Source organism: Desulfosporosinus sp. HMP52 (assembly GCF_000765145.1).
GTDB lineage: Bacteria > Bacillota > Desulfitobacteriia > Desulfitobacteriales > Desulfitobacteriaceae > Desulfosporosinus.
Genome location: NZ_JMGA01000031.1, coordinates 37,169 through 63,278, shown reverse-complemented (window position 1 = coordinate 63,278; position 26,110 = coordinate 37,169). Strand labels below are relative to the sequence as shown.

The 26,110-nt window shown below is 42.6% G+C and carries 24 protein-coding genes; 20 read left to right on the top strand and 4 right to left on the bottom strand.

Annotated elements, in window-relative coordinates; all coding sequences use genetic code 11:
- Positions 1–9 precede the first annotated feature (9 nt).
- The 10 genes from nspC to DP73_RS13295 all read left to right on the top strand — a co-directional run bounded on the left by nspC (position 10) and on the right by DP73_RS13295 (position 10,699).
- On the top strand, positions 10–1,149 hold the full coding sequence (gene nspC / locus DP73_RS13340) for a carboxynorspermidine decarboxylase (RefSeq protein WP_034600146.1): 1,140 nt from the start codon (positions 10–12) through the stop codon (positions 1,147–1,149).
- A 39-nt stretch (positions 1,150–1,188) separates the two neighbouring features.
- Positions 1,189–1,461 carry a hypothetical protein gene (locus DP73_RS13335; RefSeq protein WP_034600145.1) on the top strand — a complete coding sequence of 91 codons (273 nt, stop codon included), beginning with the start codon at positions 1,189–1,191 and terminating at the stop codon, positions 1,459–1,461.
- A gap of 292 nt (positions 1,462–1,753) precedes the next feature.
- Entirely contained in the window at positions 1,754–2,764 is a 1,011-nt protein-coding gene (gap, locus tag DP73_RS13330; protein WP_034600144.1) for a type I glyceraldehyde-3-phosphate dehydrogenase, read from the top strand.
- A 16-nt stretch (positions 2,765–2,780) separates the two neighbouring features.
- Positions 2,781–4,517, top strand: a complete 1,737-nt coding sequence (gene pyk / locus DP73_RS13325; protein ID WP_034600143.1) for a pyruvate kinase — start codon at positions 2,781–2,783, stop codon at positions 4,515–4,517.
- 693 nt (positions 4,518–5,210) lie between these two features.
- Entirely contained in the window at positions 5,211–6,275 is a 1,065-nt protein-coding gene (gene rlmN / locus DP73_RS13320; protein ID WP_034600142.1) for a 23S rRNA (adenine(2503)-C(2))-methyltransferase RlmN, read from the top strand.
- A 44-nt stretch (positions 6,276–6,319) separates the two neighbouring features.
- Positions 6,320–7,351 carry an aminotransferase class I/II-fold pyridoxal phosphate-dependent enzyme gene (locus DP73_RS13315; protein WP_034600140.1) on the top strand — a complete coding sequence of 344 codons (1,032 nt, stop codon included), beginning with the start codon at positions 6,320–6,322 and terminating at the stop codon, positions 7,349–7,351.
- A 278-nt stretch (positions 7,352–7,629) separates the two neighbouring features.
- Positions 7,630–7,902, top strand: coding sequence for an autorepressor SdpR family transcription factor (locus tag DP73_RS13310; RefSeq protein WP_014902924.1), 273 nt, complete (start codon positions 7,630–7,632; stop codon positions 7,900–7,902).
- Complete coding sequence (locus DP73_RS13305) at positions 7,899–8,552, top strand: SdpI family protein (protein WP_034600139.1); 654 nt, start codon at positions 7,899–7,901, stop codon at positions 8,550–8,552. Before DP73_RS13310 ends, DP73_RS13305 begins: the two co-directional genes overlap by 4 nt.
- Positions 8,553–8,853: 301 nt before the next feature.
- Positions 8,854–10,227: a hypothetical protein gene (locus tag DP73_RS13300; RefSeq protein WP_034600138.1), complete on the top strand. Its 1,374-nt coding sequence runs from the start codon at positions 8,854–8,856 to the stop codon at positions 10,225–10,227.
- 106 nt (positions 10,228–10,333) lie between these two features.
- Positions 10,334–10,699: a hypothetical protein gene (locus DP73_RS13295; protein WP_034600137.1), complete on the top strand. Its 366-nt coding sequence runs from the start codon at positions 10,334–10,336 to the stop codon at positions 10,697–10,699.
- Between the two features lie 531 nt (positions 10,700–11,230).
- Here DP73_RS13295 and DP73_RS13290 read toward each other — a convergent pair.
- Complete coding sequence (locus DP73_RS13290; protein ID WP_034600136.1) at positions 11,231–11,449, bottom strand: hypothetical protein; 219 nt, start codon at positions 11,447–11,449, stop codon at positions 11,231–11,233.
- Positions 11,446–11,769: a YbjQ family protein gene (locus DP73_RS13285; protein WP_034600135.1), complete on the bottom strand. Its 324-nt coding sequence runs from the start codon at positions 11,767–11,769 to the stop codon at positions 11,446–11,448. The genes DP73_RS13290 and DP73_RS13285 overlap by 4 nt, the downstream gene beginning before the upstream one ends.
- Before the next feature lie 205 nt (positions 11,770–11,974).
- Here DP73_RS13285 and hcp point away from each other — a divergent pair, with 205 nt between their 5' ends.
- The 6 genes from hcp (at position 11,975) to DP73_RS13255 (ending at position 19,944) form a co-directional block, all read left to right on the top strand.
- Positions 11,975–13,615: a hydroxylamine reductase gene (hcp, locus tag DP73_RS13280; RefSeq protein ID WP_034600134.1), complete on the top strand. Its 1,641-nt coding sequence runs from the start codon at positions 11,975–11,977 to the stop codon at positions 13,613–13,615.
- Between the two features lie 119 nt (positions 13,616–13,734).
- Positions 13,735–16,305, top strand: a complete 2,571-nt coding sequence (locus DP73_RS13275; protein ID WP_034600133.1) for a molybdopterin-dependent oxidoreductase — start codon at positions 13,735–13,737, stop codon at positions 16,303–16,305.
- Positions 16,302–16,988, top strand: coding sequence for a 4Fe-4S dicluster domain-containing protein (locus DP73_RS13270; RefSeq protein WP_034600131.1), 687 nt, complete (start codon positions 16,302–16,304; stop codon positions 16,986–16,988). The genes DP73_RS13275 and DP73_RS13270 overlap by 4 nt, the downstream gene beginning before the upstream one ends.
- A gap of 15 nt (positions 16,989–17,003) precedes the next feature.
- Positions 17,004–18,248 (top strand): NrfD/PsrC family molybdoenzyme membrane anchor subunit, encoded by a 1,245-nt coding sequence (nrfD, locus tag DP73_RS13265; RefSeq protein ID WP_034600130.1) that lies wholly within the window; start codon positions 17,004–17,006, stop codon positions 18,246–18,248.
- Between the two features lie 634 nt (positions 18,249–18,882).
- Positions 18,883–19,533 (top strand): superoxide dismutase, encoded by a 651-nt coding sequence (locus DP73_RS13260; protein WP_034600128.1) that lies wholly within the window; start codon positions 18,883–18,885, stop codon positions 19,531–19,533.
- 231 nt (positions 19,534–19,764) lie between these two features.
- Complete coding sequence (locus tag DP73_RS13255; RefSeq protein WP_014902933.1) at positions 19,765–19,944, top strand: hypothetical protein; 180 nt, start codon at positions 19,765–19,767, stop codon at positions 19,942–19,944.
- 311 nt (positions 19,945–20,255) lie between these two features.
- Here DP73_RS13255 and DP73_RS13250 read toward each other — a convergent pair whose 3' ends face one another.
- Both DP73_RS13250 and DP73_RS13245 read right to left on the bottom strand, forming a co-directional pair.
- Complete coding sequence (locus tag DP73_RS13250) at positions 20,256–22,007, bottom strand: aldehyde ferredoxin oxidoreductase C-terminal domain-containing protein (RefSeq protein WP_034600125.1); 1,752 nt, start codon at positions 22,005–22,007, stop codon at positions 20,256–20,258.
- The gene (locus tag DP73_RS13245; RefSeq protein WP_034600124.1) at positions 22,007–22,417 is read right to left on the bottom strand and encodes a 4Fe-4S binding protein; all 411 of its coding nucleotides are present in this window, start codon (positions 22,415–22,417) and stop codon (positions 22,007–22,009) included. The genes DP73_RS13250 and DP73_RS13245 overlap by 1 nt, the downstream gene beginning before the upstream one ends.
- 186 nt (positions 22,418–22,603) lie before the next feature.
- Here DP73_RS13245 and DP73_RS13240 point away from each other — a divergent pair, with 186 nt between their 5' ends.
- From DP73_RS13240 to DP73_RS13225, 4 genes are all read left to right on the top strand, one after another.
- The gene (locus DP73_RS13240) at positions 22,604–22,924 is read left to right on the top strand and encodes a heavy metal-binding domain-containing protein (protein WP_034600123.1); all 321 of its coding nucleotides are present in this window, start codon (positions 22,604–22,606) and stop codon (positions 22,922–22,924) included.
- Positions 22,925–23,117: 193 nt separating this feature from the next.
- On the top strand, positions 23,118–23,660 hold the full coding sequence (locus DP73_RS13235; RefSeq protein WP_034600122.1) for an SGNH/GDSL hydrolase family protein: 543 nt from the start codon (positions 23,118–23,120) through the stop codon (positions 23,658–23,660).
- A gap of 92 nt (positions 23,661–23,752) precedes the next feature.
- The gene (locus tag DP73_RS13230) at positions 23,753–25,477 is read left to right on the top strand and encodes an aldehyde ferredoxin oxidoreductase C-terminal domain-containing protein (protein WP_081963050.1); all 1,725 of its coding nucleotides are present in this window, start codon (positions 23,753–23,755) and stop codon (positions 25,475–25,477) included.
- Between the two features lie 152 nt (positions 25,478–25,629).
- Positions 25,630–25,854: a MoaD/ThiS family protein gene (locus tag DP73_RS13225; protein ID WP_034600121.1), complete on the top strand. Its 225-nt coding sequence runs from the start codon at positions 25,630–25,632 to the stop codon at positions 25,852–25,854.
- Positions 25,855–26,110 lie beyond the last annotated feature (256 nt).

Sequence of the window (26,110 nt, the reverse complement as noted above, 5' to 3'; positions counted from 1 at the left end):
GGTGAATTAATGGACATCGACATCAAGGCCCTGCCCACACCCTGCTATATAGTTGATGAAAGACTATTCTTAAGGAATCTGGAAATCTTGAAGTCCGTGCAAGAACGAACAGGCTGTAAGATTCTCCTTGCTCAAAAAGGTTTTTCCATGTATTCCTTATTTCCACTGGCCAGTAAATATCTGACGGGTGTAACCTCAAGCTCGTTATTTGAAGCCAGGCTGGGCTATGAAGAAATGGGGAAAGAAGTTCATATTTATGCCCCAGCTTATATAGAAGAAGAATTCGAGGAAATCATGAGTTATTGTGATCACATTTCCTTTAATTCTTTCGATCAATGGAATAGATTTAAAGATAAAGTGAAAAACCAATCTACTAAATCCATAAGCTGTGGAATACGTATCAATCCGGAATACTCAGAGATAGAGACCCCGATCTATGATCCTTGTTATCAAAATTCCAGACTGGGTGTGACCTTAGCAAATTTCCGGCCAGAGGAATTAGAGGGCCTTGAAGGGCTTCATTTTCATACCATGTGTGAGCAGAATTCGGATACCCTGGAGCGAACCATTCGGGTAGTTGACCAGAAGTTTGGTCAGTATATCAAAAAAATGAAGTGGCTGAATTTCGGTGGAGGGCATCATATTACCAGACCTGATTATGATATTGAAACCTTAGTCCGTTCAATAAAGTACTTCCAGGACAAATATGGCGTAGAAGTCTACTTGGAACCTGGTGAAGCCGTTGCTTTAGACACTGGATTTTTGGTTGCTAAAGTTCTGGACATTGTAGACAACGGAATGAAAATTGCCATTTTAGATACCTCTGCCGCTTGTCATATGCCCGATGTGCTGGAAATGCCCTACAGACCAAAGATTATTGATGCCGGAAAGCCGGAGGAGTATTCTTATACCTATAGACTTGGTGGACATACTTGCCTAGCTGGTGATATCATTGGTGATTATTCATTCAAACAGCCATTAAAATCTGGGGATAGGCTTGTTTTTTGTGACATGGCACACTATACTATGGTGAAGAATAATATGTTCAATGGGGTTAATCTGCCCTCGATTGTATTATATAATGAAGAGGAAGGAATTAAAGTCGTTAAGCAATTTGGCTATGAAGACTTTAAGAATCGTCTTTCCTAAGGAAAGGTTGCAGATTATCAACCGCTGGTGAGGTATTGTATGAAGGACTTAGCTGATTATCAAAGAAGTGGAAATAAGAAGAAGAAGTATGTTCGGGATTTTCCGGAAGGAATTTTGGATGTTATTGAAAAGGATTATCCCGAGAGATATTCTATGATTGTGGAGGGGCTAACCTCCATAGCTGTCTTATTTTCCGCCGAAGAATGGATTGAGATCCTAACGAAGTCCAGAAATTCCTTCAGAAGCCACATGCAACGAACTAATTTAACAAAAATATATCCTTTGCAAGGAAACAAAGCTAGATTCGGGTGAGTGGATACTTAGCTGTATCAATCGGTGAATTTCCTATTGCTTCATATGGGGTATGCCTAAGCTTACTTCGGTGGGGTTTAACTTCCGCACCGAAGTTTTTATGCTCAATTTTAGTAAAAGGTGTCATTTGTATTAAGCATCGGCTAAGTTGGAATTTAGGCTCTGCTTGCTAGTAATCTGAAATTTTTAAATTTTATCGGATAGAAGGAATTTGTCCCTTTACACAGAATTATAGAATGTTGTATATAAATATATTGTTCTATTATTCGGTATGATTAAGAGGAGGTTAACCATGAGTTTCCGCGTAGCAATTACAGGTTTTGGTCGAATAGGTCGTCTTACACTGCGTTCAGCCCTGAATCAATCACTGCCCTTTGAAGTGGTGGCAATTAATGATATGGGCAGTCCGGATATGCTGGCCCATTTGCTTAAGTACGATTCCGTTCACGGAACCCTTCCGAACAAAGTGGAAGTTGATGGACGAGCACTGGTTATTGACGGAAAGCGAATTGAAATTGTTTCAGACAGAAATCCTTTAAACTTACCCTGGGCGGAACTGGGGATAGACATAGTCGTGGAATGTACCGGTAAATTTAAGAAACGTGATGACGCTGCCCAACATATTACGGCAGGAGCGAAAAAGGTCCTAATCTCCTCTCCCGCCAAAGATGAAGATATTACCATTGTCATGGGAGTTAATGATGATAAATATGATCCCTTGAAACACCATGTAATTTCCAATGGTTCCTGCACAACTAACTGTCTGGCCCCCGTTGCCAAGGTATTGCTTGATTCATTTGGAATTGAGCAGGGGATGATGACTACAATCCATTCAGTTACTAACGATCAACGAACCGTGGATGTAAAGCACAAGGATTGGCGCAGATCGAGAGCCGCCTATCAATCAATGATTCCGACGACTACAGGAGCTGCTAAAGCAGTTACCCTTGTTATACCGGAATTAACCGGGAAAATGAATGGACTAGCTGTTAGGGTACCAACCCCTAATGTTTCTTTAGTAGATTTTGTGGCCATCTTGTCAAAACCTGCAACTAAAGAAGAAGTTAATAATGCCTTACGTGAGGCGGCTAATGGACCCATGAGCGGATATCTGGAATACTCAGAATTACCCCTTGTTTCACATGACTTCAACGGCCATCCGGCCAGCTCTATCGTCGATGGCTTATCCACCATGATGATGGGGGATAACATGGTTAAAGTGTTGGCCTGGTATGATAACGAATGGGGCTATTCCTGCCGCATTGTAGATATGGTTAAACTTATGGTTACAAAAGGATTGTAAGTTTGGGGGAGGTACCATGAGAAGGACTAAAATTGTCTGTACTATTGGTCCGTCAAGTGAGTCTAGTGAAAAGGTTCAAGCTCTGCTGGCAGCGGGAATGGATGTTGCCCGTCTAAATTTTTCCCATGGAACCCATGAAGAACATGGTCGCAGAATCGCAACTTTGAAAGAGGAAGCGGCGAAAGCAGGAAAACACTTAGGTATTCTGCTGGATACCAAAGGGCCTGAAATACGTACCGGTAAAGTTCCTGAAGCTGGTGTGGTTCTGGCCAATGGATTAACCTTCATTCTAGATACGGATTTGAACAAAATTGGTAATCAGGAACGGGTGGGAATTACTTATCAGGATTTATGGCGTAAAGTAAAACCAGGCAGCCGCATTCTTATAGACGATGGACAAATCGAACTGGAAGTTACTGCTGCGGAGAAGGAATTAATTACCACTACGATTCTTAATGGTGGTATTTTAAAATCTCAAAAAGGGGTCAATATTCCCAGTGCTCTGATTGATTTGCCGGCTGTGACAGAAAGAGACATTGCCGATATCCGCTTCGGAATTTCCCAAGGGATTGATTTTATCGCTGCTTCTTTTACTCGGAAGGCCTTAAACATTTTGGACGTGCGCAGGATTTGTGAGGAAATGAATGCGGATGTACATATCATAGCCAAAATCGAAAGCCGGGAAGGGATCGATAACTTAGATTCTATTCTTGAAGTCGCCGATGGTCTCATGGTAGCCCGAGGAGATCTGGGGGTAGAGATACCCGTAGAAGAAGTTCCGATTCGGCAAAAGGAAATGATCCGCAAGTGTAATTTGCTGGGGAAACCCGTTATTGTGGCGACTCAGATGTTAGATTCTATGATACGTCAACCGAGACCAACTCGGGCGGAAGCCAGTGATGTAGCCAATGCTATCTTAGATGGGACGGACGCCATTATGCTGTCCGGGGAAACAGCGGCAGGGCTATTCCCCATTGAAGCCGTCCGGATGATGGATAGAATATCTCAGCGCACAGAACTAACTTGCTTAGACAATAAAGCAGCTCAACATCCTCAAGTCAATGTTGCCGAGGCCATTAGTTTTGCCAGCTTTACTATTGCTAAAGATCTGCAAGCCGCGGCAGTTCTGACACCCACCCATTCGGGTTTGACAGCCCGTATGATTTCCAAGTACCGTCCCCTGGCCTTGATTGTCGCAGCTACTCCATTTCCTGAAACAGCCAGGAAGTTAGCCCTGAAATGGGGCGTGGAGTCAATCGTTGTCCCTCAGAGTTCTGGAACGGATGAAATGGTTTCAGTTGCCGTGAATACTTCCTTAAATAAAAATTATATCAAGTCCGGGGATATAGTCGTCATTACAGCAGGTGTTCCCATCGGCAAGGTAGGTTCTACCAATATGATCAAAGTCCAAATAATGGGGAATATCATTGCCAAAGGAATGGGGATTGGACGCAAATCCTATTCCGGTACTGCCCGCAGAGTTCAAGTACCGAGTAAGGACACTTTTAATGACGGGGAAATTCTAATTGCCCAATCTACGGATGCAGAATTTGTTCCTTTAATTGCTCGCGCAGGGGCGTTAGTCGTTGAGGAAGGTGGTCTGACGTCACATGCCGCTATTGTAGCTGTGCAGTTCGGTATTCCGACGATTGTCGGTGCTGTTGAGGCTTTTTCTAAGGTCTCAGATGGTCAGACTTTAACAGTTGATGCCATGACAGGCTTGATGTATGAGGGGTCTGTCAGTATTTTATAAGGATTATAGGAATCCAGAATCTCTAAACATCAGTGTAGGCTAGTCACGAGCATTATTCCGTGATTAAGCTTGAAGAAATATGGAGTATTGGTACTAATAAATAGAAGGATGGCTTTGCCATCCTTCTATTTTACCTTGGCAGAAAGAGTCACCACTATATTATTATATTGGATCTTAGGCAACGAATATTGAACAGCTTGATTTTGAGGCTATTTTCAGGAATACTACCCCAGGTAGATAGTGATTCCCTAGTTATGGTATAATTAACCTAGTCTATCCTTCCTTATTATTAAGGTAAGATAAGGGGGGAACTTTAGGTGGGAAAAAGACCGATAGAGTCTGAGTTTGAACGCTGGGAAAAAATCGATGGTGTGATTTATGATATGACGCAACCCCCATCCCTTCAATCAAATAATGGAAGTGTATAGTTTTTCCGAGAACCTCTTCGCCGAACCTCAAATCTACGGAAAAGAAGAGATAGTAAGAGTAGCTTTGTTCCCGGATATGAAAATAAACTTGGGAGAAATATTTAACTAGTTATAGTTAAACACGCCTAGTTTAGCAGTAAAATTTGATAATCCGCCAGAGACTTAACCATAAGTTAAGGGCTCTGGCATTGTTATAGAGCTTTAGCAAAAAAGCCGTTAGGCAAAATCAATATTCGCAAATCTGATGAATAATAGCGAGGTTATCATGAAAAAAGAATCCATCTATGGATTACCCCTAGAACAACTGATTGAGTGGCTGCAAGATCATGGGCAAAAAAAATCCCGTGCTTTGAAAGTCTGGGATTGGCTTTATAGAAAGCGCGTTACAAATTTTTCGGAAATGACCGATCTCAATCCTGAGTGTCTGGAATTATTAACAGATCACTTTATATTGCAATCTTTAAGAGAACATACAAGCCAAGAATCCGTGGATGGAACGATTAAATTCTTGTTCAGATTACCGGATGACAACCTGATTGAAACAGTCTTGATGAGACATAAATTTGGTTCATCCGTTTGTGTAACCACTCAGGTTGGGTGTAATATTGGGTGTAGTTTTTGTGCCAGCGGTTTATTGACCAAACATCGTGACTTGTCCGGCAGTGAAATCGTGGAGCAAATCATGAAAGTCCAAGAATACATGGATAATGCTCGCCAGGGTGAGAAAGTGAGTCACGTAGTCGTCATGGGAATTGGTGAGCCCTTTGATAATTATATAAATGTTATGGACGCTTTACGCATTATAATAGACCACAAAGGACTTGCCATCCCCGGCAGGGGTATCACAATATCCACCAGCGGTTTGGCGGACAAAATTTATGAGTTTGCGGACAGTGATTTAAAGGTAAATCTGGCCATCTCCTTACATGCCCCAAATAACGAACTCCGTGAACAGATTATGAAAATCAACCGGGTTTACCCCCTGGAAAAGATAATCCAAGCCGTGGAGTACTATCTTGCGAAAACCAAACGCCGGATAACCTTAGAATATATTCTGCTCAAGGATCTGAACGATCAGCGTGAGCATGCTCTTCAGCTGGTAAGTTTAATAAAAAATATCCAACAACTTATCAATGTAAACTTAATACCCTATAACCCGGTGGATGAACATCCACAATATCAGAGAAGTGACCATGAAACCATGCTTGCTTTCTATGATGTTCTTAAAAAGCATGGGATTAATTGCAGTATCCGTCTGGAGCATGGCAGAGATATCGAGGCTGCCTGCGGACAATTAAGAAGCAAGCAAGTTAAAGCAAACCAGGGATGAACATTAGTTAACTGGCTTAACTAGAGATAAAGGAGATGCACTGAATGTACAGTTTTAAAGATGATTATAGCGAAGGGGCACACCCCAGGATCTTAGAGGCCTTAATCCAGACAAATCTTCACCAGATGAAAGGTTATGGTGAGGATGAGTACACAAGAGAAGCAATCGAGTTGATTAAAAAAAAGCTCAAGCGCAGGGATGTAGATGTTCATCTCCTTTCCGGAGGAACCCAAACCAATCTTACGGTGATTTCAGCATTTCTAAGGCCTCATGAGGCGGCTATTGCGGCTAATACCGGGCATATTCTTGTCCATGAGACCGGGGCTATCGAAGGGACGGGGCATAAAGTACTCTCTTGCGAAGTGAGGGATGGGAAGCTGGCCCCGGGTCATATCCAAGCTGTTCTGGATGCCCATACGGACGAACATATGGTCAAGCCGAGATTGGTTTACATCTCAAATCCCACAGAAATCGGCTCGATTTATTCCAAGGGTGAACTCGTAGAATTGAGCAGGTATTGTCAGAGCAATGGTTTGATATTATACCTGGATGGAGCACGCTTAGGTTCTGCTCTATGTTCAGAAGAGAATGACCTCGAACTTAGTGACCTGGGAACTCTGGTTGATGCCTTTTATATTGGAGGAACTAAAAATGGGGCTCTCTTAGGAGAGGCCTTAGTGATTTGCAAGGATTCCCTGAAAGAGGATTTTCGGTTTCATATTAAGCAAAAGGGAGGGCTCTTGGCTAAAGGACGAGTGCTGGGCCTGCAGTTTCTGGAGCTTTTCCGAGATGATCTCTATTTTGAACTGGCTAGACATGCCAATGCAATGGCCAAACTGATCAAGACTGAAATTAGTGAAGCCGGATATCGATTCTTCACCCATTCGCCATCTAATCAGATCTTTCCCATACTACCTAATTGGATGATTGCTAAGCTTCAAGAAGAGTATGCTTTTTATGTTTGGGCAAAAATCGATGAAGATCACTCGGCTATTCGGCTTGTAACTTCCTGGGCTACAAGTGAGGAAGCTGTAAGCTCTTTGAGAGAAGAGATTAGAAAGGCCGTCAGAAACTAACAAAGTTAGAGAAATAATGGGCAGGAAGTAGAGTGAACTCATACAGCTTATTGCTGAACATCGAGACTTCGGTGGAGTTATCTCGACCTAAGGAGAATATGGTACATCTACTCGAAGAAGTAGAATTCCCTTGCCTAATTTGCTATTTGAGGAAAAGGAAAAATGAACCAAAGTATCAACAATATACATTTAGAAATTTATCTAAATGTATATTGTTTTTTTATTAATAGAGGGGTAAAATACATTTAGATGATCTTCTAAATGAAGGGGGGAGCGATATGGGGTTTCAGGAATCTTTAAAAGCAATGTCCGATAAAACTCGACGAGAGATTTTAAATTTGCTGAAGAATGGTGATATGACAGCAGGAGATATTGCTGCTCATTTTTCAATGACCCAGGCCACTGTGTCACACCATCTTTCGGTATTAAAGGACGGGGGATTAGTCACGGATCGACGGGATGGCAAATATATATTCTACGAGCTGAATACTTCGGTCATTGAAGAAATCATGGCTTGGTTAATAGAGCTGAAAGGGGTCGATAAACAATGAAAAACGAGAAAGTAATGATGAGATTAATGTGGGCCATGGCCTTGATTCCTCTGGTAATTACAGCCTTCATCTTTAACAATTTGCCTGCAGAAATCCCTATGCATTGGAATATTCAAGGCGAAATTGATGCCTGGTATCCCAAATTCCCTTGGGCGTTTATGGCTCCGCTAATCGGAATAGCAGTAACCCTTCTGGTAGCCATATTACCAAAAATTGATCCTAAAAAAGCTAACTACGATAGATTTAAAGAACAATACCTTTTAATTAGATTTTTGTTAGTCGCTTTCTTTGCCATTCTGCAATTTGTAACAATGTCCATTAGTTTGGGAGCAACCTTTATTAAAGTTGATACGATTATAAAACTAATGGTGGGTATTCTTTTCATAGTCCTGGGAAATTTGATGCCTAAGTTTAAACAAAATTATTTCATGGGCATTAAGACACCTTGGACTCTGGATAATGAGGTGGTGTGGGCCAAAACCCATCGTCATGGGGGCTTTGTTTGGTTTATTGCAGGACTCATTATGTGTGTATTGGCATTCTTCCCCGGGATGGGTAGTGCTTTTGCCTATTTTGCTGTAATAGTCGTATCTGCCCTTGAACCTATCTTATATTCTTGGGTTCAACATCGCAAACAAAAGCAGCAATGAGCAATACTAGACTATTAAGACCATCATTAGTAAGAGAACAAAGCAAGAGGGGTCGTGTGAAAACTGGTTCCAAATCAAAGTGATTATTTCTATAGAAAAGCGGTCTGCTTCCACAGGTGAAGAGACCGCTTTTGCATTGATGTTTATAGTAGTAAAATGTAAAGGATGTAAAACAACGATTTAAAACTATTGAACAACCCCTCTTTTCTTTAATCCTAGAGAAAGCAATTGTAAAGAATATGCTATAATAAAAAGCGGTGAAGATTATAGTAAGAAGTGACCGTTGCAAGGAGTATAGTTTATGAAAGATCTTTTTACTCGTATCCGCAGTGTACTCACTTTATGTATTGCATTTATTTTCTTAAGCAACCTTTTTATCAAATCAACCTTAATGGATGATTTGAATCTGATGATGATGGTTGTTGTCGTTGGGCTTAGTTTTTGGGAGGTTAGGGGTACGACTTTGGTAATTGGCTTCATGCTATTTGCCCTAAGCATCCTTCTTTTTCTTTTCTACCATGCGCCTCTTAATGTATGGCAACAAGCCTTGCAAGAAAACATTTATCTTGTCGTAATGTTTACCTTGGTACCACTCTTAGGTATTCCCATCAAGCATGGAGGATACTTTGAAGCCTTACAAGGGGTCTTTAAGCGTTATGTTTATAACGATAGCCGTTTTTATCTGCTGGTAAGCTTTGTATCTGCCTTTGTAGGAGTATTGGTAAATTTGGCCGTAGTTTCCCTCGTGCTCCAGATAAGTCAGGCCAGCACTAGAAGCTCTAACAGGAAGCTCTTAAGTTCTGCCATTGTTCGAGGTTTTGCAACTTGTACCATCTGGGCTCCTACCACTGCCGCCATAGCTTTAATAGTGCATCTAAGCGGAGCAAGCTGGCTTCTTTTTTCTCCTTATGCCATTTTATGTGGTGTAATAGCCGGCTTAGTAGGGTACTTTATGACCATGTATGAGGAAAAAAGGGCTGGGATAAGTTTGGATTCTGCAGTTGAGGAGCCTGATGTTGAATATGATGGGAAGAAAGTATTCGAGCTCAGTGTTTTTAGTATAATTTTAATTACCGCTATTGCTGTCATCTCCTTAGTTACAGGAATACATACGGTTATTGTGGTTTCCTTGGCATCACTGATCTTCCCATTTGTATGGATGGGGATAATTGGCCGTTTAGGGATCCTGATTAGAGAGTTTAGAGGTTATTTTCAGGAAAGTGTTCCAAAGCTTAAAAACGAGATAATTCTTTTTGTTGGTGCCGGACTTTTTGCTACCAGTATCAATTACTCACATTTAGGAAACTATTTATCAGTGATTTTATCCCTCTTTGTTGGACAAAATGCTGTATTGCTGGCTATCGTAATTATCGTTAGTATTCTGATACTCTCTGCCTTAGGCATCCACCCTATAATTCCGGTGACTATTATTGGCGGCACGGTTCAAGCTGCTGCTTATGGCGTAACTCCAACCTATGTTGCCCTAATTTTAGCAATTAGCTGGGCTATGGGAATATCGATTTCACCCTCATCGGCAACAGTTATCGCCTTATCCGGACTGACAGGCCTGTCTCCCATGAATGTGGGTCCCCGTTGGAATAGCTTATATGTGATTATTGCCTCCACCTTAATGATCCTTATTTTAACGGTCTTTCGACTAATAGGGTGGCTTTAGTTTTTTGATTTTTTTTACTCCGGCCCCTCTAAAAAAGAGCTGAGAATCGTATTTATATAAGAGGCTATCCAAGCCGAATTATATAATTGACTGCCGGAGGAGAAATATGAAAGCTTTACATACAAGTAATGTTAATGAAGCCATTATGAGCGATTACCAAGAATCAAAGGATTTATGCTTGGTTCCATGCCATGTGACCTTCGTGTCCAGAAACAAGGTCAAGTTTTATCGAGAGTTTGACCTTGAACAATACAGTGATGTAATTCCGTATTTAGAGAAGGAAGCTCTCTTAACAATTTCAAAGCTTGAAACCTCTTTGCTAATTGACAAAGGTTTTATAGAGAAGGTGATCTGGGATATTGATAGATCTGAGCAAATTATCTATTTTGATATAATTCTTGCTTCAGAAGTCCCCCATACATCTATTGTAGAGCTTTTAGGATACTTAAGTACTGTTTTTATGGATTCATGATGTTTAATTCTAAGATCCTTTCATTCTAAACTTTTTAGAATATTAAAAGACATGGATTAATAATCGTCCATGTCTTTTAATATTATTAAATAAGAGAAACTCACTTAAAGGGGCAATACTTATAATTTCTCAATCATTTCGATAGATTGCAGAGTAATGGAATTAATAATAGTTTAGCTTGATTATAAAGAAAACGGACGTTTATTTAACGTCCGTTACTGTTTGCTCCTCATAAGGCCAAAGCCAAGTTCCAAAGAAAACCAAGAAATCCCAAAAAGATCTTAAAACCCGCATATCGTCATCTCCTTTCAAGGGCAGTAAATAGTTAGAATGGATGTAGTTTGATAATTCAGAAATTATATTTCTTATAATTTATAATACTCCGCTAAAGAAAATCTGTCAATTTAAGAACAGGCAAAATAATCATAATATCAAACTATTATTATTAATATTTCGTCTTTCGGTACATTTATTTGCTAAAACAAACTGAGAAGACTAACCAAGTACCCTCGACGATCCGAGGGTACTTAGTTAGTCTTCAATATGAATTCGTGTTCCGTTTTCTTTGTTATAATACACCCTTAAAGTTTTATTTGTGATTGGATCTCTAAAGACCTCGTCAGTCTTAACATAACCCGTAGGAGCCCTCTTGTAATTTCGGATGCGTTTATCATAAAACTTCCAGGAGATGATTCCAACAAATATCAGTAGTAGTATTTGAATTCCATAAAATGCTAAAATGTAGATCATTCAAAATCCTCAATAACAACAGCTGTTCCATAGGCCACAATCTCAGACATATTATTCATAATCGAAGAACTATCAAAACGCATCATCACAATAGCATTAGCACCCATGAGGTTGGCATTTATAACCATACGATCAATGGCTTGCCTTCTAGCATCTTCAATCATCTCTGTGTATTCCTTAATCTCTCCTCCGATTAGACCTCTTAGCCCAGCCTTAATATCTTTGCCAATCCCACGAGCTCGAACAACGAGCCCAAAAACTTGCCCTTTAACTTCCACGACTTTTTTACCTGGTATATTTTCTGTAGTCACAACAATCATAAAATCATCCTTTCAGCCCTTCTTAAGTACATTATCGCTTAAAAAAGATAAAATTATTATCCCTATCAAAGGGAAATGTTCTTTTTATTAATCACATTGCAACCGTGACCCAAATCACATAAGCGCACCGTTCATTCTGATAATATGAACACATCAAAGAAAACGCACCGCACGGGCGCTTTAATATGAAAGGGGTAATTTTCAAATGATGTTTTGTTATCAATGTCAGGAAACCGCCAAAGGAACGGGCTGCACGATTAAGGGTGTCTGCGGGAAAAACGAAAATGTCGCTAACTTACAAGACCTTCTGATCTATACATTGAAAGGAATCGCCGTTTACGCGGTTCAAGCGCGGGAACGTTATCTTATTCGCAAAGACGTAGAGAAATTTATCATGGAAAGCCTTTTTAGCACAATTACTAATGCCAACTTCGACAAAGCTCGTTTCGTTGAACGAATTCAAGAAGGACTCTTACTCCGCGAAGATCTTAAACAAGCTCTCATAAGAGTAGGCGGTATAATTCCGGAGAACTTACATGACGCGGCAACTTGGACTGCACCTGCCGAAGAGTTCGAAACGAAGGCTGCAGCTGTTGGTATCTTAGCCACAGAAAACGAGGATATTCGATCTCTCAGGGAGTTGCTCACTTACGGACTAAAAGGGATGGCTGCTTATGCAGAGCATGCTTATACTCTAGAGCATAAAGAAAGCGGAATCTTCGCCTTTATTGAAAAAGCCTTGGCAGCGACTATTGATGATACATTAGAAGTCGGCGATTTAGTGGGTCTAGTCTTAGAAGCAGGGAAATATGGTGTAGATGTTATGGCTCTTTTAGATAAAGCTAATACCTCCACTTACGGCAACCCTGAAATTACCAAAGTTAACATCGGAGTCAGAAACAACCCAGCCATTCTCGTCAGCGGTCATGATTTGAAAGACCTAGAAGAATTACTCGTACAAACCGAAGGAACAGGTGTCGATGTTTATACTCACGGTGAAATGCTCCCGGCTCATTACTATCCGGCTTTCAAAAAGTATGACCATTTTGTTGGTAACTACGGAAACGCCTGGTATAAGCAAGACAAAGAATTTGATTCCTTTAACGGTCCCGTTTTCTTAACCACTAACTGCCTTGTTCCTCCGAAAGATTCCTACAAAGACCGAGTCTACACAACAGGAGTTGTAGGATTTGAGGGAATTAAGCACATTGCCGATCGGGCAGACGGAAAGGCTAAAGATTTTTCTGCTTTGATTGCCCATGCTAAGAGCTGCCCTGCCCCGACGGAGATCGAAACTGGGGAAATCATTGGTGGATTTGCTCATAATCAAGTAATGGCCCTGGCAGATAAAGTGGTTGACGCGGTAAAATCCGGAGCCATTAAGCGATTCTTCGTAATGGCAGGTTGTGACGGTCGCATGAAGAGCCGGGACTATTACACTGACTTTGCAAAAGCACTGCCTCAAGACACCGTAATCCTAACAGCCGGTTGTGCCAAATATAAATACAATAAGCTTAACCTAGGTGATATCGGCGGTATTCCCAGAGTGCTTGACGCAGGACAATGCAATGACTCCTATTCTTTAGCAGTAATCGCCTTGAAACTTAAAGAGGTTTTCGGCCTCGATGATATCAATCAACTGCCGATTTCCTACAACATTGCCTGGTATGAGCAAAAGGCAGTCATCGTACTGTTAGCCTTACTCCACTTAGGTGTGAAAAACATTCACCTCGGACCAACCTTACCGGGCTTCTTATCCCCGAATGTAGTCAATGTTTTAGTTGAAAACTTCGGTATAGCTGGCATTTCCAATGTTGAAGATGACGTCAAAATGTTTATGTCATAAGCTCACTAAGTAATTTAGTGAATGGACTGCCTTCCACAAGAAGGCAGTCATTTTTCTAAGGCGGGCATGTTAAACAGTATGAGAATTAATTCACATAACCAATAGGAGGTGTTCATACAATGGGAACCCAGAATCTGAAACTCACTCGCCGGCATTTTCTTAAATTAACAGCTGCTACTGGGGTCGTGGCAGGAACAATAGGCACAGCTTCTGTAATTCGTCAAGCAGGAGCTGCTCCAAAAAAAGGCGACTCTAAAATTAACTATGTGCGAACAACCTGTTCTCCGAACTGTACCGGGGCGTGTGGAATGAATGCCCTTGTCGAGGACGGTGAGATTAAGTCAATTATTCAAGCTGCTGATTATCCCGAAGCAGAGTACAATCCTCGTGGTTGCTTGAAAGGGCTATCCATGACTAATTTAATCTATGGTCCTGATCGCTTGCAGAAACCCCTTATCTTAAAGGGAAAACCCGGTTCAGGAGATTTTAAAGAAGCTTCCTGGAATGAAACCTTGGATTATACAGCAGGACGCCTGAAGGAAATTGCCGAGAAATACGGGCCGGAATCAATTGGGGTAATCTTTCAGGTAGGTGGAACCGGATACGTTCAAAAAGGGGCGGTCAGTCGTTTAGCGACTTTAGCAGGCTGGACAATGCATCATGCCTACGATCAAAACGGGGACTTACCGATGTTTTGGCCAATGACCTTTGGAGTTCAAAGTGAAGAAATTGAGCCAAGAGAATGGCATAATTCTCGTTACGTTATGGTTTTTGGTTCGAATATCTTGGCGACTCGAATTCCTGATGCCCATTTCCTCTTAGAAGCTAGAAATAAGGGTGCCAAGATCATGGTTTTTGATCCTAACTTTAGTCCTACTGCCGCTAAAGCCGATGAATGGTTTTCCATTAAACCCAGCAGTGACGCAGCAGTTGCTTTGGGTTTAGCGCGGGTATTGATCGAAGAGACTCTTTACGACGCTAACTTCATTAAAACCTTTACAGACTTGCCCCTCCTGGTACGTGTAGACAATGGTAAACGACTAAAGGCTGATGAGGTAAAAGGCCTGACTAAACCCTCAGATACTCCAGCCTATCGAGAAGCATATGTTGCCTACAATGGACAGTTTATGGCAGTCCATCCGGAAAAACTCGACCTGCCATTAGATGTGGTGATCGAAGGGGAAGTGGATGTGACCTTAAAAACAGGTGAAACTGTCAAAGTCAAACCAGCCTTTCAATTACTAAAAGAAAATTTAAGCCAATACACACCTGAAGAGATTGAAAAAACTGCAGGGATCCTTAAAGATGATCTGCTGAGGATTGCCCGAGAAATGGCTGGCACCAAACCCCTGCATGTTATCTATGGAGCAGGAAATTATCAGTGGTATCACGGTGATCTGAAAGGAAGAGCTTTAGCCTTGTTGCCGGTTCTTACCGGAAATATTGGCAAGCCCGGTGCCGGAATATCTACATATGCGGGCCAATATCGAATTCGTTTTAAGGTTGCGGAATGGTGGGTTCCGGAAGGGAAAAAACAAAACTGGCTGCCCTTTCTCTATGTTCTTCACGGCCCCACTAAAACTATGAAAGCCAAGTGGCCCAAAAACGGAATAAAGGCCCTTATTGTGGGCTGGGGTAATCCCTTTGATCAACACAACATGTCCAATAAACTGCGGGAAATGGTGGAGAAAGAGGATTTGGAATTTGTCGTCACTACTGATTTCCAGATGACAACCTCCTGCCAGTACAGTCATGCTGTATTACCGGCTGTGTCCTGGTATGAAAAGACAGATCTGGTGGCCACTCCGGTACATCCTTACCTCCAACTCCAGCAACCGGCGGTAGATCCCCTATATGAGGGAAAACCGGAGTTTTGGATTGTGCGAGAATTAGCCAAACGGCTTAACCCGGACTTTGAAAAATATTTTTATCCTGACCTGGAGCCTAATCAGGCAGCAGAAAAAGTCATCGAACTCCTGCTGGAAACCGGTGGACCTGAAGTGGCTGGTATTACTCTGGAACACCTCAGAAAAGGCCCGGTTCGCCTGAAGTCCGAGGTCCCCGGAGGTAGGCAGATTCCCTTTTATGAACAAGTCCAACATAAAAAACCTTTTCCGCCAGTCAGCCTGCCGGCCAAACTTGAACAAACCGCTCAGTTTGTGAAGAGTGGGAGGATAGAATTTTACAAAGATGAAGATCTCATGCTCCAAGCAGGTGAGGCCTTGCCTGTCCATAAACCTCCCTTTGAGGAAAGCGAATATGCCTTAAATCCCTTAGCTAAGGAAAAGTATCAGTTTTGTTATGTCACTCGCAATGCAATTTACCGCGTCCACTCAACCCATTCTAATAATGTCTGGATGAACGAGCTTCAAGAGGGGAAGCCAAGAGTATGGCTTAGCCCTGAAGATGGCCAAGAAAAAGGGATTAAAGAAGGGGACGAAGTTGAAATCTATAATGATCGCGGCAAACTAACAGCTTATGCGATTATCGATCCGGGGGTTGGGCGAAAACAGGCTGTTTTTGAACAAGGGTGGTGGAGCCGTTATCTAAAAGGAGCATCCTATAATTCTTTAACCTATCCCTTTATTAAACCTACTCATGAATTATACTTTGTTCCCGGAATGTGGTCTCCCAACACTGCCTGGAATGAATGCCTTTGTGATGTGAGAAAGGTTGGTGATAGTCTATGAGACTGGGGATGGTGATTGATTTAGATCGCTGCATCGGCTGCCGTTCCTGTGCTGTTGCTTGTAAATCCCATAATGCACAGCCGCCCGGAACTTGGTGGAATAGAGTATTTACTCCTGGGGCTTCTTTTCATCAAGCCGCCGTGGGCAAAGACGGAGCACTCCAGATGGAATCTTTGCCTGTATCTTGTCAAATGTGCGATAATCCGGCTTGCCAAAAGGTTTGTCCTTCAGGGGCTACCTATACGGATGAACAGGGCGTAGTTCTCATCGATTATGAGCGCTGCATAGGCTGTCGGTATTGTATTGCTGCCTGTCCTTATGGAGTTCGTCAATATAACTGGGAAGACCCGAAAAAGGCCAAAGAACGGGTTGGGTATGAAAAAGGTTATGAGTATGGATATCCTGAGGATTTTCGGGATAAAGACGGCAGATTAGTATTCACCCCCAATCGCCCCGTGGGGGTGGTGGAAAAATGTACCTTCTGTGCTCAATACACCTCTCAAGGGGAAGAACCGGCTTGTGTCCGGGGTTGCCCCGGGAAGGTTCGGCTTTTTGGAGATTTGGATGATCCTAACTCCGAGGTCAGTAAACTAATTAAAAAGCGGCAGCCCATTCGCTTAAAAGAAGAATTGGGTACTTCACCCAAGGTATTCTATTTGGCCCCGGCGAAGCCCATACGCTAAAGGAGGTGGATTGACATGAAAAAAAGTAATTTAATACTGGGTCTGGCAGGTGTTTTGATTCTGATTAGTTTAATCGCCTGGGGATACCAAATAAACAAAGGCTTGATCGTCACCAATATGCGAAATCCATTTAGTTGGGGCTTATATATTGCAACCTTTGCTTTTTTTGTAGGGGTGGCTGCCGGGGGATTAATTATTTCCTCTTCAGTGTATCTTTTTAACATTGAAAAACTGAAGCCCTTTACTCGAATTGCCTCCCTCTCTGCCTTTGCCAGCATCTTAGGGGCAGGGGCCATGATCTTTCCAGACATGGGCCGGGTGGATCGGGTTTGGAATATCTTTGTTTATCCCAATTTCAAATCTCCTTTGGTTTGGGATGTTGTGGTTATATCAGCCTACCTCCTAATCACCTTCTTGAGCGTCTATGTTCAACTATTGCCGGATTGGAAAAAAGAAGGACGGGGGTTTTTAAATGGGTGGACTAAAAGTCACCCCCAAGAATATGTTGAGGCTTTCTCGAAAAAATGGTCTAAACGGGTTGCCCTTGTAGGTTTACCGGTAGCCATCTTAATTCATACAGTGACAGCCTTGATTTTCGCCACTCAAGAGTCCCGAGGGTGGTGGAATACGGCAGTGCTGCCGCCGGACTTTGTTTCTGTGGCAATTGCCTCTGGGACAGCCTTTGTCTTGGTTATCGCCTTGCTTGCAGTGGGAAAAGACCAGTTTGAGCAGTATAAGGAAGCCTTTCAAAGGATGGCCCTAATCGTAGCAGGTGCATTGGTTGTTCATTTCTTCTTTGTTTCCGTAGATTTGCTGATCCATGGCTGGTGGGGGAGCCCTGAAGGTAAGGAAGTACTTTCCCTTATTTTCAGTCACTATGGCTTTCTCTATGGGACAGAACTATTGCTTCCTGCTTTTACCATGGTGTTCTTTTTAACTAAGAAAGGAAAAAATAGTTTTAATGCCCTGATAATCGGAAGTTTGCTTCTTTTTATCGGAGTATTTGCTCATCGTTTAATGCTGATGTACCCGGCCTTTAATTCAATCCCCCTTACTTTAGCTATTCCAGGGGCAGGGATTGAAAGTTGGGCTTATCCGGTGGCAATTGGTCAGCTTCAAGAGGGGGTGCCGGTCTTTGTCAGTTCTTGGGCCTATACGCCGTCCCTAGTTGAGTATGCTGTTGCTCTTCTACCCTTTGGACTGCTGGTCTTTGTGGTTACCTTGGCGTTAAAAATGTATAATTATGTGCCGCAAAAGTAGGGGCGTGAAAGTAAGGGGACAATGCCCGTTCACACACGTTGCGTTCACTGGCTCGCTGGATGCTGAAGGAATTGCGCCAACCTCTGGGCGGCGCAAGATGTGAACCTGGGCGCAATTAGCCCTTCAGCATCGGCGCTCGCTTTATCATGAACTCCACTAAAGTGTTCACTAAGCAAAATGTCCCCTTAGTTTCTGGTCGGCGGGGCTGGGGGACGTAGGGTGTGAAAGTAGTAATGTATGGTGAAAGTAAGGGGACAATGCCCGTTCACTCACGTTGCGTTCACTGGCTCGCTGGATGCTGAAGGAATTGCGCCAACCTCTGGGCGGCGCAAGATGTGAACCTGGGCGCAATTAGCCCTTCAGCATCGGCGCTCGCTTTATCATGAACTCCACTAAAGTGTTCACTAAGCAAAATGTCCCCTTAGTTTCTGGTCGACGGGGCTAGGGGACGGAGGGTGTGAAAGTAAGGGGACAATGCCCGTTCACACACGCTGCGATCACTAGCTCGCTGTGCTGAAGGAAAGGAATTGGGCTAACCTCTGGGCAAATGTCCCTTTAGCTTTTATGGTACGAAAAAGTTTGTGATGAATATATTAGGTTGTAAACTGACTTCACATAAAAGGAAGGGATACTTATGCAGTACTTAACAGTGCCGCTGGGACAACACAGATTGCCCCCATTACCTTATTCCTATCATGCTCTTGAGCCGGTTATTAGTGGAAAATTGCTGGAAATACATCATAGTCAACATCATAAAGCCTATGTGGAAGGTTTGAATAAGGCGGAGCTTAAACTGGCTGAAGCGCGGGGTAAGAGGGATTACAGTCTTGTTAAACATTGGGAGCGGGAAATTGCTTTTCATGGTTCCGGCCATATTTTGCATAGCATTTATTGGACTTCGATGGCCCCTATTGGGAATCGGTGGGAAACTCCCGGTACTCAAATTCATAATTTAATGGCTAATTATTTTGGAAGTTTTCTTGCTTTCCAAGAACAGTTTAGTGAGGCTGCAATTAATGTAGAAGGGTCTGGCTGGGCTGGGTTAGTATGGCAGCCCGGATGGGGACGCTTAGAAATCCTGGCAATCGAGAAACATCAGAATTTCTTTCAGGTTGGAGGTATCCCGCTGCTTGTAATGGATGTATGGGAGCATGCCTATTATCTGGATTATCTATCGAAACGCAAGGAATATGTTAGGTCCTGGTGGCAGATTGTTAATTGGGCAGCCGTTGAAAAGAGACTGAATCTGGCTTTGGTAGGTCAGATGCCGCTGGTAATCAGCTAGAGTTTTAAGAACACCCTAGCTTTTCGCACGATTTCTATAGTTAGGTTATATGACAAAATCAGTATTATTTAAACCGAAGACTACTAAGGTGTTCAGTTTAGGTTATACTGATTTTTTCATAAAAATATTTAATTAGGTATCTAAAAAAACAAGGGCAGATACATAAAAATTGGCAGAACTCAAAAGCTACAAAGCAGGTGGCTGTTTTAACAAAATGGGAGGGTGTTAATTATGAGAAAATGGGAAGATTTAACGAGAGATGAAAAAGAGATTATCAATACAATGAAAATGCAGGGGATTGGTCCTGATGATCTAATCGAAAGGATGAAAAATTCAGGACGAATGAGTGAGGAAGCTCTTCAGAATTTGAGGAAAGCCCTTGACGATGTAAGGCAGTTTTTAGTGCATTAATTTGGGGGCGTGAAAGTAAGGGGACAATGCCCGTTCACACACGTTGCGTTCACGAGCTCGCTGGATGCTGAAGGAATTACGCCAACCTCTAGGCGGCGCAGGAAGTGAACCTGGGCGCAATTAGCCCTCCAGCATCGGCGCTCGCTTTATCGTGAACTTCACTAAAGTGTTCACTAAGAAAATGTCCCCTTAGTTTCTGGTCGGCTGGGGCTGGGGGACGGAGAGGGTGAAAGTAAGGGGACAATGCCGTATGTTTCTCACCTAGCAAAAGGAACAAGTGTCTTTCAAGACTCGTTCCTTTTGCTAGGTGATTATATTTTTTCGGCGAGTAGGGCTTCGCATTTTTCAACATACTGGCTTATCATTCGTTCTACCATTGTTGAATCCAGGACTCCCTGCATGCTTGGAGTTTTAAAGAAGCGTTTAGGTAACTGGACTTGGCGCGGGTCGAAGCCTAGTTTTTCTTTAAGGTGCAGCTTTGTGGAGTATATTCGCTTGGCAATTAAGGTAAGATCATCATCGGTTAAAGGATAGCCTGCCGCCCTAAGAGCTTTTAGCACTGTCTCCCGATTGTATAATTTTCGAGCGAAGAGACAGATAACGAGAGAATTTAAGAGACAGCGTTCAAGTTCCTCGTCAAAGAGTTTATTGACAGCTTTTTGTTCGTCAAAGTCTTTTAATGACTGATCAACTGAGTAACCCGCATTGCATAGATGGGAGTGTCGAGCACCTACGGTAAGACCCACTAAATTGGCATAGCCCGTGTGATAGCCGGGGATTTCATTGCCTGCAACTTGGAGAGCGTGGTCTTTTCCGCCAAACTTTGCTCCGGCAGAGCGGGTTCCTTCTCCGAGAGCTTCGTAAAAGGAATTCCTTCGACTTGCTAAATAGCGGATAGCCTTAGAATAGTTTTCTGAATTGCCAAAGGTTAGGGGGACAATAGTATCTTCTTCGGTGACAATGTCTTGCATTAGGCTTTCGGTGGCCCAGGCTAAGGCAACACCCGCAGAGATGGCATCCATACCTGTTTTTTCCACAACCTCAATCAGCTGTAATACTTCATCCGTTTTAGGGATACCCAGTAGGCTTCCAAGTGAATAGATTAATTCATAGTCATAGGCCACGCTAACGGATTCATAGTCATAGCCGTCGTCAAACTTACGACGGAATTGGCCAATATGAATGCAGCCAACTGGGCAGCCCGTACAGGCCATCTTTCTTACTAGGCTTTTTTCGGCGAAGGCTTCACCACTAATCTCCTCGGCTTCGTCAAAGTGATTTTCCGTCAAATTCCTGGTGGGCAGGGCACCTAAAGCGCTCACAGACTCAACATTGATAGCTGTCCCCAGGTCATGATATTTGGACATTAAATCAGTCTCAGTGACAGATTTGAAGATTTCTTGATAAGAGCGGAAATAGTCTTTGAAATTCTGAATTTTGGTCGTATTATCTCCGGAGACAATAATCGCTTTAACAAGTTTACTGCCCATAGTTGCCCCTAAGCCCAGACGCCCAAAATGCCGATAGGTATCAACACATACGCTGGCAAACTTGACCATCTTTTCACCGGCTGGCCCGATCCGCAAAATGCTGCGTCTGCCTCGGCCTTCTTCTGAATCTCGAAGGAATTGTCCGACAACATCCGAATCCATCCCCCAAATGGGACGGGCATCCTTGATTTGGACAGTATCTCCTTCAATAGCTATGTAAGAAGGTCGGGACGCTTTTCCGGAAATTACAACAGCGTCATAGCCAGCCATTGATAAGGCTAAAGCTAGTCTGCCTCCTGCGTAGCTTTCCCCCATTTCTCCTGTAAGAGGAGAAAGGAACATAGCAACGGTCTTAGTTACCAGTGGAAAGATACCTGATATTGCGCCAATCGCCAAGATAATGGGTTGTTCGGGGGCTAGAGGAGGAAGTTCAGGTTTAACGGTTTCTTCGAGTAATTTTGTGGCTATGCCGACTCCCCCGAGATATTCGCTCAAATCTGTTCGCTGCTTGACTTCGATCTTACTTGCAGCAAGGTCTATGTATAGAACCCTAATGGTTTTTTCGTATAACATTACTGCACCTCCTCAACTAACTGTAAACAGCCGTGGGGGCAAAAGCGAACACAGACACCACAATGCTTACAGACAATAGGTTTTTGAGTCTCTTGATCAAAATGAATTGCCTCAACAGTGCAGGCACTAACGCAAAGTTCGCAGCCGATACATTTATCTTTATCTAATAAAACTCCTCCGGCTGGACGTTTTATAAGTGCCCCTGTCGGACAGATTTCAGCACAGGGTACATCATCTTTACATGCTTGACAGACAATCGCCACAAACTTGCCTGTTAGTCCACCACTGGTTTTTATCCGAATAGCACTTTTTAAGATGGAATGGTCTTGTTGGTTAACGGCGCTGCAGGTTATCATACATGATAAACAGCCAATACAGCGGTTCATTTCAACTGCTTTAAATACTTTCATCATTAGCCTCCAGATGTTCCATTAAATCTAATAAATCCAAGTATACTACAATAAACCAGTTGAAATATAATATTTTAAGCATATTTTTAATAATTTTTGAAACATTAATGAGAAGTACGATTGATTGTTAATACATGGTATATCGTTTATAATTAAAGGAAACCAGATGTATAGGGAGGCAATAACATGATTGTGACAACTACACCATCTATCGAAGGGCATAAAATTACAGCTTATTTTGGGATAATTACCGGTGAGGCTATTATGGGTGCTAACATAATGCGAGATCTCTTTGCAAGCATAACAGATGTCATTGGCGGGCGTTCCGGGGCCTATGAAGAAAAACTGCAAGAAGCCAGACAAATTGCTTTGCGAGAATTAGAAGAGCGCGCTTCAAGATTAGGAGCTAATGCAGTGGTTGGAGTTGACCTGGACTATGAAGTGGTTGGTCAAAGTGGCAGCATGCTGATGGTTAGCGCTTCGGGGACAGCTGTACGTGTCGAGTAGACTTTTATGCCGCTATCCCAGCCAGCAGAGGATGAAAAATGCCTAATACGTCCCTGTAAAAATATACCGGTTAAGATAGCAAATACATCTTAACCGGTATATTGTGTTTTTAGACCGAAAGTGAACTGTACTTAATTACCCATTTAAGCACTCAATCTTCAACCGAAATCAAAGGAAGGAGTCCGAAAAAGTTATGAAATTCGTTGCAATTGGTGATTCAATTACCGAAGGCTATCCTTATACTCCCCAAGAATCTTGGGTGACTTATTTAGCCCAAGAACTTGAATGTGAAGTTCTCAACAAAGGGATTAACGGAAATCTAACGCAAGAAATGAATGATAGATTCGAGGTTGATGTTCTATCAAATAATCCGACCCACGTGATTATTCTTGGCGGCACCAATGATGCCTATGCTAAATATCCCTTAGAAAATGTGACTCCCCATTTCTCAGAGATGGTGAAAATGAGCAGAGAACATGGAATTATCCCTATACTTGGCTTGCCTACCCCTTCCTTAGTAGCTGATGATGAGGTTTTTCTCCGTCAATACCGAAGGTGGTTAACAGACTGTGCTAAAATCAACAGTTTGCCTTTGGTAGATTTTTACAGTCCTTACTCTAAGCGCCTGGAGGCAGGCGAGGAAGCGAAGCTTTTTGTCGATGAAGTCCATCCTAGTCTGGATGGGTATAGATTTATGGCCGAAATAGCTATACAAAGCTTAAAATCTTTGAAATGATTACACGAAGGAATAGTACAAGAGTTCACGTTAAATAATAAGCTATGTGAAGCTAACAGTTCACAAAATTGTGGCTCTTGGAGGGTTCAGAAGTGAAAATATATCGTGTCAATATGTCAAAGCTCACATTTGTTGCGGAAGAAGTGCCTGATGAGTGGAAGGTTCTTGGGGGCAGAGGGCTTACCTCGGAGATTGTCGCCAAGGAAGTTGAACCAACTTCTCATCCTCTAGGAAGAAAAAACAAATTAGTATTTGCTCCCGGACTACTGACGGGTACTATGGCAGCCAATGCCGGACGTTTATCGGCGGGTGCTAAAAGCCCATTAACAGGGGGGATTAAAGAGAGCAATTCGGGAGGTACTGCCGCTCAAAGGTTAGCAAAACTAGGGGTTAAAGCTCTGATTATTGAAGATATCCCAGAAGGGGATCAATGGTACTGTCTCCATGTTAATAAAGATGGCGTGGAAATCAAGGAAGAAACCGAACTCTTAGGCAAGGGCAATTATGAAGTAATCCATACACTAACTTCGAGATATGGGGAAAATACCGGCGTGATTACTATTGGACAGGCCGGAGAGTATAAAATGTCCGCAGCAAATATTTCTGTAAAGGATCCTAAGGGTCATATCCGAAGTCTTGGACGTGGCGGTCTGGGTGCTGTCATGGGCTCGAAGCGAATTAAGTTTATAACTCTTGATGATAATGATGGTGAAGGGATAAAGATTCAAGATAAAGAAAAATTTAAGAATGCTGCCCAAATTTTTAACAAAGGATTACTTAGTCACCCGGTAAGTGGGGATGCCTTGCCTAAATATGGTACGAATGTCCTTGTTAACATTCTTAATGAAGCAGGTGGATTGCCGACTAAGAACTTCCGAATTGGTCAATTTGACGGAGCAGAAAAGATTTGCGGAGAAACTATGTACGATACCATTATGAGCAGAGACGGAGATCCCACTCATGGATGTCATGTAGGATGTGTTATTCGTTGCTCCCAGACCTATAATGATAAAGATAAAAAATATCTGACCTCGGGTTTTGAATATGAAACTATTTGGGGCTTTGGGGCAGGGTGTACTGTAGATGATCTTGATATTATTGCTCATGTTGACCAGATTTGTGATGACATTGGCATTGATACCATCGAAACAGCAGGAACCATGATGGTGGCTATGGAAGCAGGACTGATTCCTTGGGGGGACGGTAATGGAATCTTAAAATTATTTAAAGAAGAGATTAAAAAAGGTACTCCTCTCGGTCGAATCCTGGGCAACGGCGCTGATTTTACTGGTCAGGCTTTTGGAGTGACGAGGGTTCCGACGGTTAAACATCAGAGTATACCGGCCTATGATCCCAGAGCCGTTAAGGGGATCGGTGTAACCTATGCTACAACCCCCATGGGAGCAGACCATACTGCTGGTTATTCTGTGACTTCGAACGTTTTAAATGTTGGCGGTAAAATAGATCCTCTGGCCAAAGAGGGTCAAATTGAGCTGTCCAGAAACTTGCAAATTGCCACTGCCTCTATTGATAGTGCCGGACTTTGTATTTTTACGGCCTTTGCGATTTTGGATTATGAGCCGGTCTCTCATGCCCTCATTGACATGATTAATGCTCAGTATGGGGCGAAATTATCCGTAGATGATTGGTTTGATCTGGGCCGCAATATTCTTAAAACGGAAAGGGCTTTCAATGAAGCCGCTGGGTTTACCAAGAAGGACGACCGCTTACCCGAATTCTTCAGCGAACCTGTGCCTCCCCATAATGTTACTTGGGATTTCACAGGGGAAGAGCTCGATAAAGTATTTGAGTTTTAGATTTAATCAAGAAAACTCATTCAGCTCAGTACTTAAGCCCATAATGACACCGATAATTAGCAGTTAATAAAGTGAATATACCGAGACAGCGATTAGAGAGAACAGTGGAGTTTCGCAATGAAATTTAAGGTATTTCAGTAAGGAGGTAAAAAATGGAAGTTAATGTCAAGCTTTTTGGAGATCTTCGTGAGGGACGTTTCAAGGAAGAAAAAACAGAACTGCAGGAAAATAGCCGCGTAATTGATATTATTAATAAACATAACCTGCCTCTTGATAAAGTTGCCATCTGTATGGTCAACAATTGCCAAGCAGAATTTGGGCAAGTCCTTCAAAACCAGGATACAGTCGCTTTTTCCCCTCCGGTGGGAGGCATGTAAACGAAGGATAGCTTGGACACAAATTAGGAGGCTAGCTGGGCTAGCCTCCTAATTTGTACTAGTCAGAAAGTATAACTTTTAGTTGCATACTGCAAGAAGGCTTAATACGTGCGAAGACAGTGTCTTCGTCTAAGCATAAGTGCAACTTTGGCGACCGCCTATCCCTGAAGGCTGCAAGAAGGCTAATACGTGCGAAGACTGTGTCTTCGGGCGCTAGCCAAGTTTTCTAATTAGATTTGTCCACTTGGGATTGTCC

What these genes read in the sequence shown, in the direction of transcription:
- DP73_RS13300 (WP_034600138.1), top strand. Translation starts at nt 8,854, where the DNA reads ATGAAAGATCTTTTTACTCGTATCCGCAGTGTACTCACTTTATGTATT.
- DP73_RS13245 (WP_034600124.1), bottom strand. Translation starts at nt 22,417, where the DNA reads ATGAAAGTATTTAAAGCAGTTGAAATGAACCGCTGTATTGGCTGTTTA.
- DP73_RS13255 (WP_014902933.1), top strand. Translation starts at nt 19,765, where the DNA reads ATGAGAAAATGGGAAGATTTAACGAGAGATGAAAAAGAGATTATCAAT.
- pyk (WP_034600143.1), top strand. Translation starts at nt 2,781, where the DNA reads ATGAGAAGGACTAAAATTGTCTGTACTATTGGTCCGTCAAGTGAGTCT.
- DP73_RS13225 (WP_034600121.1), top strand. Translation starts at nt 25,630, where the DNA reads ATGGAAGTTAATGTCAAGCTTTTTGGAGATCTTCGTGAGGGACGTTTC.
- DP73_RS13295 (WP_034600137.1), top strand. Translation starts at nt 10,334, where the DNA reads ATGAAAGCTTTACATACAAGTAATGTTAATGAAGCCATTATGAGCGAT.
- hcp (WP_034600134.1), top strand. Translation starts at nt 11,975, where the DNA reads ATGATGTTTTGTTATCAATGTCAGGAAACCGCCAAAGGAACGGGCTGC.
- DP73_RS13315 (WP_034600140.1), top strand. Translation starts at nt 6,320, where the DNA reads ATGTACAGTTTTAAAGATGATTATAGCGAAGGGGCACACCCCAGGATC.
- DP73_RS13240 (WP_034600123.1), top strand. Translation starts at nt 22,604, where the DNA reads ATGATTGTGACAACTACACCATCTATCGAAGGGCATAAAATTACAGCT.
- DP73_RS13260 (WP_034600128.1), top strand. Translation starts at nt 18,883, where the DNA reads ATGCAGTACTTAACAGTGCCGCTGGGACAACACAGATTGCCCCCATTA.
- gap (WP_034600144.1), top strand. Translation starts at nt 1,754, where the DNA reads ATGAGTTTCCGCGTAGCAATTACAGGTTTTGGTCGAATAGGTCGTCTT.
- DP73_RS13305 (WP_034600139.1), top strand. Translation starts at nt 7,899, where the DNA reads ATGAAAAACGAGAAAGTAATGATGAGATTAATGTGGGCCATGGCCTTG.
- DP73_RS13250 (WP_034600125.1), bottom strand. Translation starts at nt 22,007, where the DNA reads ATGTTATACGAAAAAACCATTAGGGTTCTATACATAGACCTTGCTGCA.
- DP73_RS13275 (WP_034600133.1), top strand. Translation starts at nt 13,735, where the DNA reads ATGGGAACCCAGAATCTGAAACTCACTCGCCGGCATTTTCTTAAATTA.
- nspC (WP_034600146.1), top strand. Translation starts at nt 10, where the DNA reads ATGGACATCGACATCAAGGCCCTGCCCACACCCTGCTATATAGTTGAT.
- DP73_RS13270 (WP_034600131.1), top strand. Translation starts at nt 16,302, where the DNA reads ATGAGACTGGGGATGGTGATTGATTTAGATCGCTGCATCGGCTGCCGT.
- DP73_RS13310 (WP_014902924.1), top strand. Translation starts at nt 7,630, where the DNA reads ATGGGGTTTCAGGAATCTTTAAAAGCAATGTCCGATAAAACTCGACGA.
- DP73_RS13290 (WP_034600136.1), bottom strand. Translation starts at nt 11,449, where the DNA reads ATGATCTACATTTTAGCATTTTATGGAATTCAAATACTACTACTGATA.
- DP73_RS13335 (WP_034600145.1), top strand. Translation starts at nt 1,189, where the DNA reads ATGAAGGACTTAGCTGATTATCAAAGAAGTGGAAATAAGAAGAAGAAG.
- rlmN (WP_034600142.1), top strand. Translation starts at nt 5,211, where the DNA reads ATGAAAAAAGAATCCATCTATGGATTACCCCTAGAACAACTGATTGAG.
- DP73_RS13235 (WP_034600122.1), top strand. Translation starts at nt 23,118, where the DNA reads ATGAAATTCGTTGCAATTGGTGATTCAATTACCGAAGGCTATCCTTAT.
- DP73_RS13285 (WP_034600135.1), bottom strand. Translation starts at nt 11,769, where the DNA reads ATGATTGTTGTGACTACAGAAAATATACCAGGTAAAAAAGTCGTGGAA.
- nrfD (WP_034600130.1), top strand. Translation starts at nt 17,004, where the DNA reads ATGAAAAAAAGTAATTTAATACTGGGTCTGGCAGGTGTTTTGATTCTG.